This is a genomic window from Microbacterium sp. USHLN272, from assembly GCF_037149655.1.
Taxonomy (GTDB): domain Bacteria; phylum Actinomycetota; class Actinomycetes; order Actinomycetales; family Microbacteriaceae; genus Microbacterium; species Microbacterium galbinum.
Genome location: NZ_JBBCRA010000001.1, coordinates 387748 through 402055 on the forward strand (window position 1 = coordinate 387748; position 14308 = coordinate 402055).

Here is a 14308-nt window from a genome sequence, read left to right on the forward strand (position 1 = left end):
CTTCGTCATGCCAGGGGGTGCGCCTCCCGGGGGATTCTCCGGGGTTGGCGGTACCATCGATGAGGCCCCGGATACCGAGTCCGCGACCGACGACACAGCAGGTGAGGAGGTGCCGATGCCCATTCTTCCGAGCATCTCAGGGCCCAGGGACCTCGACGGTCTGAGCGCCGAGCAGTTGGCCGATCTGGCGCAGGAGATCCGCGATTTCCTCGTCGAGAACGTCTCCCGCACGGGCGGGCATCTCGGTCCGAACCTCGGCGTCGTCGAGCTGACGATCGCGCTGCACCGCACGTTCTCCTCGCCGGACGATCCGTTCATCTTCGACACCGGACACCAGTCGTACGTGCACAAGCTGCTCACCGGGCGCCAGGACTTCTCGGGTCTCCGCGTGCGCGGCGGTCTCGCCGGCTATCCGCAACGCGGAGAGAGCCCGCACGACGTCGTGGAGTCCTCGCACGCGTCCAGTTCGCTGAGCTGGGCAGACGGCGTCTCCCGCGCCCTCACGGCCACCGGACGCGCCGACCGCCATGTGGTGGCGGTCGTCGGCGACGGGTCGCTCACGGGGGGCATGACCTGGGAAGCGCTCAACAACATCTCCGACGACAACGACCGCAACCTCGTGATCGTCGTCAACGACAACGGGCGCTCCTACGCCCCGACCATCGGCGGCATGTCGCGCTTCCTCAACCGCGTGCGCACCGCCGCCGCGTACAAGGACCTGCACCACAAGTCCGATCGGCTCTTCCGCGCCTTCGGTCCCGTGGGGCGCGCCGTGTTCCGCGGCGTCCGCGGCGGAACGCACGGCTTCCTCTCGCGCTTCACGAACAACGAGGCCCTGTACTCGAACCTCGATATCAAGTACCTCGGGCCCGTCGATGGGCACGACCTCCCCGCCCTCCTCGAGACCCTCGAGCTCGCGAAGTCCTACGGCGCTCCGGTGATCGTTCATGCGATCACCGAGAAGGGGCGCGGCTATCAGCCGGCGCGCGACGACGACGCCGACCAGTTCCACGCCGTCGGCAAGATCGACCCCGCGACCGGCGAGACACTCTCGTCGGGCGGTCGCGGATGGACGGATGTCTTCTCCGATGCGCTCGTCGACATCGGCTCGCGCCGCGAAGACGTCATCGGGATCACGGCCGCGATGCTCCGCCCCACCGGTCTGGCGCCGTTCGCCGAGCGATTCCCCGAGCGCGTGTACGACGTCGGTATCGCCGAGCAGCACGCCGTCGCGTCAGCGGCTGGTCTCGCATACGGGGGACTCCACCCCGTGGTCGCGGTGTACGCGACCTTCATGGGGCGTGCGTTCGACCAGGTGCTCATGGACGTCGCGCTGCACCGCGCAGGCGTGACGTTCGTGCTCGACCGTGCCGGGGTGACCGGTCCCGACGGGCCCAGCCATCACGGCATGTGGGATCTGGCGATGCTGCAGATCGTGCCCCACATCCGTATCGCGGCTCCGCGCGACGGCGTCCGGCTCACGGAGGCGCTGGAAGAGGCCGTCCTGGTCGACGACGCGCCCACGGTCATCCGCTTCCCGAAGGGCGAGGTCGCCGCCGAACTGCCCGCGCTCGACCGCCTCCACGACGGCGTGGACGTGCTCGCGCGAGGCGAGAGCGAAGACGTGCTGATCGTGGCGATCGGCCCGTTCGCGGCGATGGCCATGGACGTGGCGGAGCGGTTGCGCGCCCAGGGGATCGGAGCGACGGTGATCGATCCGCGCTGGGCGATCCCGGTGCAGCCGTCGATCGTCGCTCTGGCGGCACGTCATCGTCTCGTCATCACGATGGAGGACGGCATCCGCGTCGGCGGGATCGGCACGCGCGTGCGTCAGGTGCTGCGCGAGGCAGGAATCGATACGGCGGTCGACGAGCTCGGTCTGCCCGACGAGTTCCTCGACCACGCCTCACGGGAGCAGATCCTGGCGGACGCCGGTCTCACCGCGTCGAAGATCGCGCAGGACGTCGTCGCGCAGGTGTTGGGAACACGTATCCCCGTCGCACGGAGCGCCGGGGAGACCGGCACGATCGACCTCCCGCTGCACGAGAAGCGCTGACACCCGCGCTGATCAGTTGAGCGCGTGGAGCGCGGCGACCGCCTGCGCGTCGCGATCGGTGTCGCGGAGCGCCGTCGACAGCAGGTAGCCGTCGGTGAGCGCATCGCCGGTGACCATGACGCGCACGAGCTCGACGCCGCAGGCTCGCCGTACCTCGTCGGCACTCGCGGCGATGACTCGGGTGTTGATCTCGTCGTTGTGCGGGAGTTCCGCACCGTCGAAGCCGCGGATCACGTCACGCAAGGCTGCGCCGACGATGTTCGACGCGCGCTCTTTCACGTTCACGACGTCGAGCTCGAACACCCGGAGATCGCGGCCGGTGGGGATCGGTCTCCACTCGAACGACGCGTGGACGCGATGTTGGTGCCCCTTCGCTCCCGTCATCTCGCGGGCGGGCAGGTCGGTCGCGCGGCAACGCACGTCGACGAGCCTGTACCAGTAGAACAGCGGGAACGCGCCGTGCGACCCGGGATGGAGCACGACCACTTCGCCGACAGCACCGCCGCGACTGCTCGGACGCCGCTGCGGGCGGTTCCGGATGATCGGCTTGCCGTTGCGGGTGCGGATCGCTGCCCAGCCCTCGTCCACCGTCACGATGAAGATCTTCAGGAGCGCCGGAACGACCAGCAGGATCGTGAGGATCGCGGTCCCGGTCTTGAGCAGACCCGAGAGTCCCTTGCCACCCAGCATCGAGAGGAGCATGTCCATGCACACCACTGTGCCCCCTCGTCCGCGATCGGAGTGCCGTGAACGGGCGTGAGGGCGCGCTGTTCATGCGCTGTTCGGTGCGTGTTCGCCCGACCGCCGCTGGACGGATACGAGACAGGGTCGGAACGACCGACCGTCAGCCGAGCGCGTGGAGAACGACGGAGGGGGCCGTGCGCGCTGCACGACCCCCTCCGCTGCGCGTGATCAGCGGTTCTCGACGCCCCGGATCTGCGGGGTGTGGAACGATCCTCCGAAGGCACGATCCGACGCGCCCTCCCGGTCGAGGTACGGCGAGGCGCCGCCGTCGATGAACGGCCAGCCCGCGCCGAGGATCAGGCAGAGATCGATGTCCTCCACCTCCGGGACGACGCCCTCGTCGAGCATCCGCTTGATCTCGTCGGCCAGGCCGTCCTGCACGCGCTGCAGGATCGTCGCGGCCGATGCCGGCGTGGAACCGACGGCGGGCTTCAGCAGCTTCTCGGCTTGCTTCGTCCAGCCGGTGACCCGGCCGCCCTTGTCCTTCTCGACGATCGCGTCCAGCTCTGCGAGGGCGTGGAAGTTCTCGTTCGCGTAGAAACGCTCGGGGAATGCCGTCGCCATCGTGTCCTGGACGTGCGCGGCGACCTTCCAGCCGACGAGGTCGATCAACTGGAACGGACCCATCGGCAGGCCGAGCGGACCGAACGCCTTCTCGACGTCGACGATCGGGGTGCCCTCGTGCACGGCGCGGGCCGCTTCCCCCATGACCTTCGCCAGCAGGCGGTTCACGACGAATCCGGGAGCGTCGGCGGTGAGCACCGCGTTCTTGCCGAGATTGCGAGCGACCACGAAGGCCGTCGACAGCGCGGCATCCGACGTGCTCGGCGTCTTCACGATCTCGATCAGCGGCATGACCGCGACCGGGTTGAAGAAGTGGAAGCCGACGAGACGCTCCGGGTGCTCCAGCTTCGCGCCGATCTCCGCGACCGACAGCGACGAGGTGTTCGTCGCCAGGATCGCATCCTCGGCGATGATCTTCTCGATCTCGCCGAACACCTGCTGCTTGACGCCGACCTCTTCGAACACGGCCTCGATCACGAAATCGCAGTCCGCGTAGAGGCTCTTGTCGGTGGTGCCGGTGACCAGCGCGCGCAGCTTGTTCGCGGAGTCCGCGTCGAGGCGGCCCTTGGCCTCGAGCTTGCCGATCTCCTCGTGGATGTACGCCACGCCCTTGTCGACGCGCGCCTGGTCCAGGTCGGTGATGAGCACCGGCACCTGCAGTTTGCGCACGAACAGCAGGGCGAACTGGCTGGCCATGAGGCCGGCCCCGATGATGCCGACCTTGGTGACCTTCTTGGCGAGGGCCTTGTCCGGCGCGCCGACGGGGCGCTTCGCACGCTTCTGAACGAGGTCGAACGCGTACATGGATGCCGCGAACTGGTCACCCGTGACGAGATCGGCGAGGGCCTCGTCCTCACGGGCGAACCCCTCGGCCTTGGTGCCGCTCTTGGCCTTGTCGAGCAGATCGAGCGCCGCATAGGGCGACTTCGGCACGGTGCCGATCTTGGACTCGAGCATGCCGCGCGCCATCTTGATCGCGATCGGCCACTTGGTGAGCCGCTCGAGCTTGCCGGGCTCGTTCTTCCGCTCGACCTTCTTGCCGCCGAGGACCGCGTCGGCCCAGGCCAGTGAGTTCTCGAGGTAGTTCGCCGCGGGGAAGATCGCGTCGAAGATGCCGAGATCGAACGCCTGCTGCGGCTTGAGCATCCGATTCTGCTTGAGCGGGTTCGAGATGACGACCTCGAGCGCGTTCTCGATGCCGATCAGGTTCGGCAGCAGGTAGGCGCCACCCCAACCGGGGATGATGCCGAGGAAGACCTCGGGCAGCGCGACCGCCGCGGCAGAGGAGTCGACCGTGCGGTAGGTCGAGTTCAACGCGATCTCGAGTCCGCCTCCCAGCGCGAGACCGTTCACGAAGGCGAACGAGGGCACGCCGAGCTCGCCGAACTTGCCCAGCACCTTGTGGCCGAGCTGCGCGATGAGCCGGGCGTTGTCGTGCGATCCGACCTTGCCGATGTCGGAGAGATCCGCGCCCGCGGCGAGGATGTACTGCTTGCCCGTGATACCGACCGCCTGGATCTCTCCGGCGGCCGCTCGCGCGGCGAGAGCGTCGAGCGTCTCGCCGAGCTGCGTGAGCGTCGCGGGCCCGAGGGTGTTCGGGCGGGTGTGGTCGCGACCGTTGTCGAGCGTGATGAGCGCGAGCACCTTGCCCGACGCCAGACGGATGTCGCGGACGGGCGACTGTGTGATCACCTCGCCGTCGGTGAGCGCCCGGATCGGTGCGAAGTCGACGTTCGCGTACTGTTCGGAAACCGTGTTCGCCATGCCTGCCATCACTTCCGCTTCTTGCCGTCGTAGTGCGGGTTCTCCCAGATGACCGAACCGCCCTGTCCGAGGCCGACGCACATCGCGGTCAGGCCGTAGCGGACGTCGGGGCGCTCGGCGAACTGGGCCGCGAGCTGGATCATCAGGCGCACACCGGAGGCTGCGAGCGGGTGGCCGAGCGCGATGGCCCCGCCCCACTGGTTGACGCGGGGGTCGTCGTCCGCGATGCCGAAGTGATCGAGCAACGAGATGACCTGGATGGCGAACGCCTCGTTGAGCTCGAAGAGCCCGATGTCGGAGATCGACAGGCCGGCCTTCTTCAGCGCCTTCTCGGTCGACGGGATCGGACCGATACCCATGATCTCGGGCTGGACGCCCGCGAACGCGAACGAGACCATGCGCATCTTCGGGGCGAGACCCAGTTCCTTGACCGCGCCGCCACCGGCGAGCAGCGACATCGTCGCGCCGTCGGTGAGGGGTGAGGAGGTGCCGGCGGTGACGCGACCGTGCGAGCGGAACGGCGTCTTCAGAGCGGCCAGGTCCTCCATCGTGGTCTGGGGGCGGCGCCCTTCGTCCTCGGTCGCGAGTCCCCAGGCGCCCTCGGCATCCTTGATCGCCACCGAGACGAGGTCGGGCTGGATCTTGCCCGCGTCGTAGGCGGCCTGCACCTTGTGCTGGCTGAGCATGCCGAACCGGTCGGAGCGCTCCTTGGTGAGGTGCGGGAAACGATCGAAGATGCGCTCGGCGGTGACGCCCATGTTGAGCGCTCCGGGGTCGACCATCTTCTCGGCGACGAATCGCGGGTTCGGGTCGGCGTTGCCGCCGATCGGGTGATGACCCATGTGCTCCACGCCACCGGCGAGGGCCAGGTCGTACATGCCCACCCCGATCGAGGCGCCCATGGTCGTCACGCTCGTCATCGCTCCCGCGCACATCCGCTCGACCGCGAGGCCGGGAACGGTCTGGGGGAGTCCGGCGAGGATCGCCACGGATCGACCGAGCGTGAGTCCCTGATCCCCGGTCTGCGAGGTCGCGGCGATCGCGACGTCGTCGATGCGGTCGGCCGGGACGGCCTGATTCCGCTCCATGAGACCGATGGTCGCCTTCACGGCGAGGTCGTCTGCGCGGGTGTTCCAGTACATGCCCTTTTCGCCGGCGCGCCCGAAGGGGGTGCGCACTCCATCGACGAAGAAGACGTCCGAGATCTCGGCCACTCTGCCTCCAAGTTTGTGCGGTGGCCTCAGTCTAGGGAGGCCCCGAAACGGGGAGGAATCGGTTGGATCGAACCTACGAAGCCGTGGCGGGAGCCTCGTCGGGCTGTTGCGCTGCTTCTACAAAAGCGGCGGCGATCTTCTGTGCGGTTTGTTCAACCTGCCAGGTGCGCGCACCCAGCGCCGTCAGCGCGCCGCCGATGGCCTCCGGGGTGTCTCCCGCGGGCGCCCACGCGACGCGTCGGAGGTACTCGGGCGTCAACAGGTTCTCCGTCGGCATGTGCAGTTCCTCGGCGATCGCCTCGACCACGGGGCGCGCGGCTTTCAGGCGTGCATCAGCCTCGGGGTTGCGATCCGCCCAGGCGCGCGGGGGCGGCAGAGCGTCGCTCGGAACCCGTTCGCGCGGCAGCTCCTCGGTCGCCCGTCCGTCGACGATGGCCTGCCACCAGCGGTCGAGCTGCGTGCGGCTCGCGCGCCCCTGGAACTCCTTGATACCGGCGAGCGCCTGCTTGCTCTGCGGGTTCGCCATGACCGCCGCCACCAGCGAACGGTCGGGGATGAGGCGTCCGGGGGAGACGTCCTGGGCCTGCGCATATGCTTCGCGTGCCTGCCAGAGGGAGCGCGCCACGGCGAGATTGCGGGCACCTCGCACCTGGTGCAGTCCGCTCAGACGGCGCCAGGGATCTTCGCGGGGCGGCTTGGGTGCGCGACTCAGGGTCGCCGCGAACTCCTCGGCGGCGAATGCCGTCTTCTCCTGCTCCTCGAGTTCGAGGGCGAGCGCATCGCGCACGTCGATCAGGTGCAGCACGTCGAGGGCCGCGTATTCGAGCCAGGCATCCGGCAGCGGGCGCGTCGACCAGTCCGCGGCCGAGTGCTCCTTCTTCAGCGTGATGCCGAGCGTGTGCTCGACGACGGCGGCGAGACCCACGCGCTCGTGCCCGAGCAGGCGCGAGGCGAGCTCGGTGTCGAAGATCGTGTGCGGGTCGAGATCGAGTTCGCGCAGCGAGGGGAGATCCTGACTCGCGGCGTGGAAGACCCATTCGACGTCGCCGATCGCCGCGTTCAGCGGCGTGAGGTCGCCGATGGCGGGCGGGTCGAAGAGGAACACGCCGGCGTCCCGGCGGAAGACCTGCACGAGGTAGGCGCGCTGGGAGTAGCGGAAGCCGGAGGCGCGCTCGACATCGACGGCGACCGGTCCGGTGCCGTTCGCGAGCACGGCGCAGGCGGCGCGGAACTCCTCGGCATCCGAGATCACGGAGTATTCAGTCACGTACAGCCTTTCGCGCGCCGAGAACGGCGATGCCCTCGGAACCGGGCGGAAGACCCGCCAGCATTCCGACCAGTTCGGCCCATGCCTCGACGTGCGGACGGAACGGGCCCTGCGGAGTCCAGGACGCCCGCAATTCTATCTGTGCGCCGTCGCCTTCGAGGGCGAGGCCCCCGAATCCCTTCGACAGCGTCTTGGTGGAGGTGCCCGACGCTGCGCCGTACCGGGCCTCCCGGGAGTCGAGGGCATCGACGAGCCACGACCAGGTGACGTCGGCGAGCAGCGGATCCGTGCCGATCTCCGTCTCGAGCGGTGCCTGCGCGAAGATGACGATCCGCCACGATCCTCCCCAGCCCGCCGGTTCGTCCGGATCGTGCAGCAGCACGAAACGACCCGTTCCGTACACGGAGTCGCCGTCGTCGTCGGGGCGGACATCGGCGGCGAGCGCCAGAGCGAAGGGCGCGAGGCCGGTCGGGGTCGGAATCTCGCGCACGGTGATGTCGTCACGGAACGCCGTCTCGCGCAGTTCTGCGGCGGCGTTCTCGAAGAGGGTCCCGGCATCGGGGGGTGCGGTCACGGCAACAGGCTAGAGTCAGGAAGCGATGAAGAGTCTCAGGCACGCCGTTGCACTCCTTCTCCCTGTCCTGCTCGCACTCGGAGCGGCGTCCGCGCTGCTCGTGCTGAGCATCGCCCGCCGGGTCGTGATGCCGACCCGGAGCGGACCCAACACGAAGATCCTCGCGGTCGACACGGGAGCGCAGACCATCGAGCTCGCTCGCACGCTCGACACCGAGCTTCCCGGGCGTTACGGGCTCTACACGACGGGAACCTACGGATACGTCAAGCTGGGTGCGGTGCTCAGCGCCGACAGCACGACCGTGCGGCGCAAGCTCCTCACCCAGATCGAGCCGGGTGCGCGCGTCGATCGCGACGCCGGATTCAGCGGCTGGTACTACTCGGCCCCGTCGGAGCTGCATCTGCCCTGGAGCAACGTCCTCATCGGTTCGCCCGCCGGACCCTGCCCCGCGTGGTTCTTCCCCGCGGCGTCGAGCACCTGGGTCATTCAGGTGCACGGACGTGGAACGACCAGGGCCGAGTGCCTGCGTGCGGTGCCCGTCCTCCACGCCGCAGGGCTGCCGAACCTCGTGGTCTCGTATCGCAACGACGGCGAGGCCCCGCGAAGCCGCGGCGGAGCGTATGCACTCGGAGCCGCGGAATGGCGTGACGTGGATGCCGCGATCGCCTACGCCCTCCGGCACGGAGCCGAGCGGGTGATCCTGATGGGCTGGTCGATGGGCGGTGCCGTCTCGCTGCAGACGGCGGTGAACTCCGGCAACCGCGACCGCATCGCCGGGCTCATCCTCGAGTCGCCGGTGGTCGACTGGCGCACCGTACTGCGTTATCAGGCACGAGAGGCGGGGCTCCGCGCACCGCTTCCGGCACTGGCGATGGGGGCGCTGTCCCTTCCGGTGACCGCGCGACTGAGCGGGGCGGAGGACGCGATAGCGTTCGACCGCCTCGACATGGTCGCGCGCGCCGAGGAGCTCGCCGCCCCCACGCTCATCCTGCACAGCGACGACGACGGCTTCGTGCCCTCGGACGCCTCGCATGCCCTGCGGGACGCGCGCCCGGACCTCGTCACGATGCCGGTCTTCTCGGGGGCGCGCCACACCAAGATCTGGAACTACGACGAGACCGGGTGGACCGCAGCGATCCGCGACTGGCTCGCCGCGCAGGGATTCAGCGCTTCTGCCTGACCTGCTTCTTCGCTCGCATGAGCATGCCCGTCATACCGCCGATGCGCAGGGGTGAGACGGCCTTGGTCAGACCGATCGCCTGCGGGTAGTCCTCGGGGATCGCCAGAACCTCGTCGGGCGTGAGTCCCGTGATGCCCTGCACGAGGATGCTCGCGAACCCCCGAGTCGTCGGTGCCTCCGGCGGTGCGGTGGCGTGCATGACGACGCGGCCATCGACGATCTCGACGTAGATGTACACGGGGGACTGGCACTCGGCGACACGTTCGCACATCTCCGGATGGTTCGCGACCTCCTCGGACACCGCGGGGAGCTCGTCCGCGAACTCCAGAAGGAGCAGCAGCCGATCGCTCTCGGGCGTGTCGAGGAAGGCGTCTCGGATCTCGGCGAGGGTCTCAGGAACGTGCGTTTCGCTCATCCCTGTCATTGTCACACGCTCAGAGCGCTCCGGGCTCCGAGCCGGTCACGATCGGAACGCGCACCGCGCTGCCCCACTCGGTCCACGAGCCGTCGTAGTTGCGCACGTTCTCGAAGCCGAGGAGGTGCTTGAGCACGAACCACGTGTGGCTGGACCGCTCACCGATGCGGCAGTACGCGACGACCTCGTCGCCATCGGCGAGACCGGCGCCGTCGCGGTAGATGGCGTCGAGTTCGGCGCGGGACTTGAACCCGCCGTCCTCCGCGACCGCCTTCGCCCACGGCACGCTCTGCGCGGTGGGGATGTGGCCGGCGCGCAGAGTGCCCTCCTCGGGGTAGGCGGGGGCGGTCGTGCGCTCCCCGCTGTACTCCTCGGGCGAGCGCACGTCGATGAGCGGCTTGCCGATGTGGGCGAGCACGTCCTCCTTGTAGGCGCGAAGGAGCGTGTCGTCGCGCTCGACGATCGGGTACTCGACCGCGGGGCGGTTCGTCGCCTCGCGCGTGATCTCGCGGCCCTCGGAGATCCAGCGGTCGCGGCCGCCGTCGAGCAGACGGACGTCCTCGTGACCGAACAGCGAGAACACCCACAGTGCGTACGCCGCCCACCAGTTGTTCTTGTCGCCGTAGATGACCACCGTGTCGTCACGGGCGATGCCCTTGCGGCTCAGCAGCTCGGCGAAACCCTCGCCGTCGACGTAGTCGCGCACGACCGGGTCGTTGAGTTCGGTGTGCCAATCGACCTTCACCGCGCCGGGGATGTGTCCGGTCTCGTACAGGAGCACGTCCTCGTCGGACTCCACCACGACCAGCCCCGGCTCTCCCAGGTGAGCGGCGAGCCACTCCGTGGTGACGAGCCGGCCGGGCTCGGAGTACTCGGCGAACTTTGCGGACGACGTGTCGAACTCGATGGTCACGGGATGCTCCTCGGGGGTGTGCGAGTGAAGGGGGCGGGCGGCGACGGCGTAGTGTTGTTCCGTCGCTTCGACGATAGTTCCCCGCGGTGCCGCAGGCGCCGGATTCGTAAGACTTCGACACAGGAAACGAATGACCGACACGCAGAGCACCACGGGCGTCGTGCGCCTCAGCGACCGCCAGCCGACCGTCACCGGTCCCGAGATGCTCGCGAGCCTCGTCCCGCCGCCGCAGTTCGACGGCGCGACGTTCGACAGCTACCGCGCGGATGAGTCGTACCCCTCCCAGGAGGAGGCGAAGGAGACGCTCCTGCGTTTCGCCGGGCGCGGTGCGCCGGTCAAGAAGGCGTCGTTCTTCAGCCGACCGAAGAAGGAGCCGGCGGTCAAGCCCGGCGTCTACCTCGACGGCGGTTTCGGCGTCGGGAAGACGCACCTCCTCGCGTCGATCTATCACGCCATGCCCGCCCGACGGAAGTACTTCGGATCCTTCATCGAGTACACCGCCCTGGTCGGGGCCCTCGGGTACAAGAACACGGTGGACCTGCTGCGCGGAGCCGACCTCCTCTGCATCGACGAGTTCGAGCTCGACGACCCCGGCGACACGATGGTCATGACGCGTCTGCTGGGCGAGCTCGTCACCTCGGGCACGAAGCTCGCGGCCACATCGAACACCCCTCCGAATGCTCTGGGCGAGGGCCGCTTCGCCGCGCAGGATTTCCTCCGCGAGATCCATCAGATGTCGGACAGCTTCCAGACGATGCGGATCGACGGAGTCGACTTCCGTCAGCGGGCAATCGACGGGCATTCGATCGTGCTCTCCGATGAGGACTACGCCTCGGCGATCGCCACGGCATCCGAGTCCGGGCTGGTCTCCGACGATGCGTTCGACGAGGTCGTCGCGCACCTGGCGCGCGTGCACCCCTCTCGGTACATCCGCCTGATCGACGGCCTCCGACTCGTCGGGCTGCGCGATGTGCGCGTGCTCACCGATCAGTCCGAGGCGCTGCGGTTCGTCGCCTTCGTCGATCGCGTCTACGACGCGCAGATCCCGATCGCCGCGACCGGAGTATCGCTGGACCAGGTCTTCGCCGAGGAGATGCTCGGCGGCGGGTACCGCAAGAAGTACCTGCGCGCCATCTCCCGGCTGAATGCACTGACGCATTCCAGCCGCGCGTAACGCGATGGTTACACACCGACGCCGGGTGTAACCGGAGCGAAACACTCCTCGCGCCTTCCCGAAACCGGGCATCGCCACACTGGTGCTCTCAGTTACTCGGATGTGAGGTATTCCATGGATGCTCCCGGCAACATCTCCTGGGCGATCACCGCGACCGCCCTCGTTCTTCTCATGACCCCCGGTGTCGCCTTCTTCTACGGCGGCCTGGTCAAGGCGAAGAGCGTGGTCAGCATGATGATGATGAGCTTCGGCTCCATCGGACTGGTGGCCGTGCTCTGGATCCTGTTCGGCTACTCGATGAGCGCGGTCGACAGCCCCACGCAGTTCGCGGGCAACCCGTTCGCCGACTTCGGTCTCTCGGCGCTGTCCGAGGGCCCCGACGCGAACGTCGCCCTTCTCGGTGTCGCGTACGGCGCGACCTTCGCGATCATCACGGTCGCCCTGATCTCCGGCGCCATCGCCGACCGCGCCAAGTTCGGCTCCTGGCTGATCTTCGCCGGCATCTTCGCCACGGTCGGGTACTTCCCGATCGCCGCGTGGGTCTGGGGCGGCGGCTGGATCATGAACCTCGGCACCACGCTCTTCGGCGAGGACAGCGGCATCGCCGTCATCGACTACGCCGGTGGTACCGCGGTGCACATCAACGCGGGTGCCGCGGCCCTCGCCCTCGCTCTCGTCCTCGGCAAGCGCATCGGCTTCCAGAAGGGCATCCTCAAGCCGCACAACGTGCCGCTGACGCTGCTCGGTGCGGCTCTGCTGTGGTTCGGTTGGTTCGGTTTCAACGCCGGTGCGGAGTGGCTGTCGGAGGACATGGGCGGTGTCGGACTCATCGGCATCAACACCCTCGGCGCCACGGCTGCGGCCATCCTCGGTTGGATCGTCATCGAGAAGATCAAGGACGGCAAGCCCACCTCGGTCGGCGCCGCCTCGGGTGCCGTCGCCGGTCTCGTCGCCATCACCCCCGCCTGCGCCAACCTGACGCCCGGCTGGGCACTGGTCCTCGGCCTCGTCGCCGGTGTCGTCTGCGCCCTGGCGGTCGAGCTGAAGTTCCGTCTCGGCTTCGACGACTCGCTCGACGTCGTCGGCATCCACCTCGTCGGTGGCCTCATCGGTACCCTCTACCTCGGCTTCTTCGCCACCGGACAGGGCATGTTCACCGGTGGTGACTGGCGCCTGCTGGCCGTCCAGGCCATCGCTGCAGGTGGCGTGCTGATCTACTCCTTCGTCGTCGCCTTCATCATCGGCTTCGCGATCGAGAAGACGATCGGCTTCCGCATCACCAGCGAAGACGAGATCGCCGGTGTCGACTCCGTCGTCCACGGCGAGGAGGGCTACGCGCTCACCAACGCCTGATCGCCCGAGCGCGAGCGACGTAGTGTGAACGTGTGAGTTCATCCAGGAGCATCCTCGTCACGATCGCGCAAGCGCTGCTCGACGCACTGACACCCCGAACGTCCCGGCCCCGCAAGGAGCCGGGACGTTCGGCCGTGCTGAAGGCGTCGAGAACGGATGCCGGGCGCACCCGCGGCGTAGAGACCGTGCGGCTCGATCCCGCGCACCTCGACGACGTCGTCATCAGCTACGCGCCCGATCGCGACGGCGCTCCCGATGCCGGGGAGATCATCTGGACCTGGGTGCCCTACGAGGAGGGCGACGGGCGGGGCAAGGACCGCCCGGTGCTCGTGATCGGCCGGGAATCGTCGGATCGGGTGTTCGCCGTGCGGATGACCAGCCGCTCCCACGACGGCGATCGCGACTACCTGTCGATCGGGTCGGGGGAGTGGGACTCCCAGGGGCGGGAGTCCTGGGTCGACGTCGAGCAGCTCTACAGCGTCCACGAGGCGGGCATGCGCCGCGAGGCCGCCGTGCTCGCGCGTGCGCGCTTCGACCGGGTCGCCGCCGCCCTCCAGCGGCGCTACGGCTGGCGCACCGACCGGTAGGAGATTCCTCCAATCCGTTTGCGCCGGGGTGTCGAACTCCTTGCATGAGCCGCTCCCGCGGTTCCCGCACAAGGAGGCATCATGCGTTTCATCCCCACGAAGGTCCACGGAGTCCTCGACTACGTCGTCGGCATCGCACTCATCGCGGCACCGTGGCTGTTCGGATTCGCCGCCGTCGGTGGCGCAGCGGTCATCATCCCGATCGTGCTCGGTGTCGGCCTCATCGTCTACAGCCTGTTCACGAAGTACGAATGGGGACCCTTCGGGTTCATCCCCATGCCCGTGCACCTCGTCTTCGACATCGTCGCGAGCCTGTTCCTCGCCCTCTCGCCGTGGATCTTCGGCTTCTCCGGAGAAGCGCTCAACGTCTGGCTGCCGCACGTCGTCGTGGGCGTGACGGTCATCATCGTCGTGCTGTTCTCGCAGCCGCAGCCCCAGACCACGCCGCGGGCCGCCCGAGCCTGACGCGCGGACGACGGCGCCCCTCCTGTTCTGAGCGGGAG

Annotated in this window: 13 protein-coding genes; 6 read left to right on the forward strand and 7 right to left on the reverse strand. The window is 68.4% G+C overall.

Annotation, left to right across the window (positions count from 1 at the left end; translation table 11 throughout):
* The first annotated feature begins 115 nt into the window (after positions 1 to 115).
* Positions 116 to 2056 (forward strand): 1-deoxy-D-xylulose-5-phosphate synthase, encoded by a 1941-nt coding sequence (gene dxs, locus WFJ97_RS01960; protein ID WP_247622377.1) that lies wholly within the window; start codon positions 116 to 118, stop codon positions 2054 to 2056.
* Positions 2057 to 2068: 12 nt separating this feature from the next.
* Here the strand turns inward: dxs and WFJ97_RS01965 are convergent, their stop codons facing one another.
* The 5 genes from WFJ97_RS01965 to WFJ97_RS01985 form a co-directional block, all read right to left on the reverse strand.
* On the reverse strand, positions 2069 to 2764 hold the full coding sequence (locus WFJ97_RS01965; protein WP_247622378.1) for an SPFH domain-containing protein: 696 nt from the start codon (positions 2762 to 2764) through the stop codon (positions 2069 to 2071).
* 204 nt (positions 2765 to 2968) lie between these two features.
* The gene (locus WFJ97_RS01970) at positions 2969 to 5137 is read right to left on the reverse strand and encodes a 3-hydroxyacyl-CoA dehydrogenase NAD-binding domain-containing protein (RefSeq protein WP_442928371.1); all 2169 of its coding nucleotides are present in this window, start codon (positions 5135 to 5137) and stop codon (positions 2969 to 2971) included.
* The gene (locus WFJ97_RS01975; RefSeq protein WP_336640304.1) at positions 5137 to 6342 is read right to left on the reverse strand and encodes a thiolase family protein; all 1206 of its coding nucleotides are present in this window, start codon (positions 6340 to 6342) and stop codon (positions 5137 to 5139) included. Before WFJ97_RS01975 ends, WFJ97_RS01970 begins: the two co-directional genes overlap by 1 nt.
* A gap of 73 nt (positions 6343 to 6415) precedes the next feature.
* A complete protein-coding gene (locus tag WFJ97_RS01980) occupies positions 6416 to 7609 on the reverse strand; it encodes a ribonuclease D (protein ID WP_336640305.1) in 1194 nt (397 codons plus the stop codon).
* Entirely contained in the window at positions 7602 to 8183 is a 582-nt protein-coding gene (locus WFJ97_RS01985) for a DUF3000 family protein (RefSeq protein ID WP_247622381.1), read from the reverse strand. Before WFJ97_RS01985 ends, WFJ97_RS01980 begins: the two co-directional genes overlap by 8 nt.
* A 25-nt stretch (positions 8184 to 8208) precedes the next feature.
* Here WFJ97_RS01985 and WFJ97_RS01990 point away from each other — a divergent pair, with 25 nt between their 5' ends.
* Positions 8209 to 9363: an alpha/beta hydrolase family protein gene (locus WFJ97_RS01990; RefSeq protein WP_336640306.1), complete on the forward strand. Its 1155-nt coding sequence runs from the start codon at positions 8209 to 8211 to the stop codon at positions 9361 to 9363.
* Here WFJ97_RS01990 and WFJ97_RS01995 read toward each other — a convergent pair.
* Positions 9347 to 9778, reverse strand: a complete 432-nt coding sequence (locus WFJ97_RS01995) for a SufE family protein (protein WP_247622383.1) — start codon at positions 9776 to 9778, stop codon at positions 9347 to 9349. The genes WFJ97_RS01990 and WFJ97_RS01995 overlap by 17 nt on opposite strands.
* 19 nt (positions 9779 to 9797) lie before the next feature.
* Entirely contained in the window at positions 9798 to 10691 is an 894-nt protein-coding gene (locus WFJ97_RS02000; RefSeq protein WP_247622384.1) for a sulfurtransferase, read from the reverse strand.
* Between the two features lie 130 nt (positions 10692 to 10821).
* Here WFJ97_RS02000 and zapE point away from each other — a divergent pair, with 130 nt between their 5' ends.
* The 4 genes from zapE (at position 10822) to WFJ97_RS02020 (ending at position 14270) form a co-directional block, all read left to right on the forward strand.
* On the forward strand, positions 10822 to 11865 hold the full coding sequence (zapE, locus tag WFJ97_RS02005) for a cell division protein ZapE (RefSeq protein ID WP_336640307.1): 1044 nt from the start codon (positions 10822 to 10824) through the stop codon (positions 11863 to 11865).
* Between the two features lie 114 nt (positions 11866 to 11979).
* Positions 11980 to 13218, forward strand: coding sequence for an ammonium transporter (locus WFJ97_RS02010; protein WP_336640308.1), 1239 nt, complete (start codon positions 11980 to 11982; stop codon positions 13216 to 13218).
* Between the two features lie 32 nt (positions 13219 to 13250).
* Entirely contained in the window at positions 13251 to 13805 is a 555-nt protein-coding gene (locus WFJ97_RS02015) for a type II toxin-antitoxin system PemK/MazF family toxin (RefSeq protein WP_336640309.1), read from the forward strand.
* 81 nt (positions 13806 to 13886) lie between these two features.
* On the forward strand, positions 13887 to 14270 hold the full coding sequence (locus tag WFJ97_RS02020) for an SPW repeat domain-containing protein (protein ID WP_247622388.1): 384 nt from the start codon (positions 13887 to 13889) through the stop codon (positions 14268 to 14270).
* The last annotated feature ends 38 nt before the right edge of the window (positions 14271 to 14308 follow it).

Coding starts and splice junctions, on each gene's coding strand:
- WFJ97_RS02010 (WP_336640308.1), top strand. CDS start 11,980: ATGGATGCTCCCGGCAACATCTCCTGGGCGATCACCGCGACCGCCCTC.
- dxs (WP_247622377.1), top strand. CDS start 116: ATGCCCATTCTTCCGAGCATCTCAGGGCCCAGGGACCTCGACGGTCTG.
- zapE (WP_336640307.1), top strand. CDS start 10,822: ATGACCGACACGCAGAGCACCACGGGCGTCGTGCGCCTCAGCGACCGC.
- WFJ97_RS01990 (WP_336640306.1), top strand. CDS start 8,209: ATGAAGAGTCTCAGGCACGCCGTTGCACTCCTTCTCCCTGTCCTGCTC.
- WFJ97_RS02020 (WP_247622388.1), top strand. CDS start 13,887: ATGCGTTTCATCCCCACGAAGGTCCACGGAGTCCTCGACTACGTCGTC.
- WFJ97_RS01970 (WP_442928371.1), bottom strand. CDS start 5,137: ATGGCAGGCATGGCGAACACGGTTTCCGAACAGTACGCGAACGTCGAC.
- WFJ97_RS01995 (WP_247622383.1), bottom strand. CDS start 9,778: ATGAGCGAAACGCACGTTCCTGAGACCCTCGCCGAGATCCGAGACGCC.
- WFJ97_RS01965 (WP_247622378.1), bottom strand. CDS start 2,764: ATGGACATGCTCCTCTCGATGCTGGGTGGCAAGGGACTCTCGGGTCTG.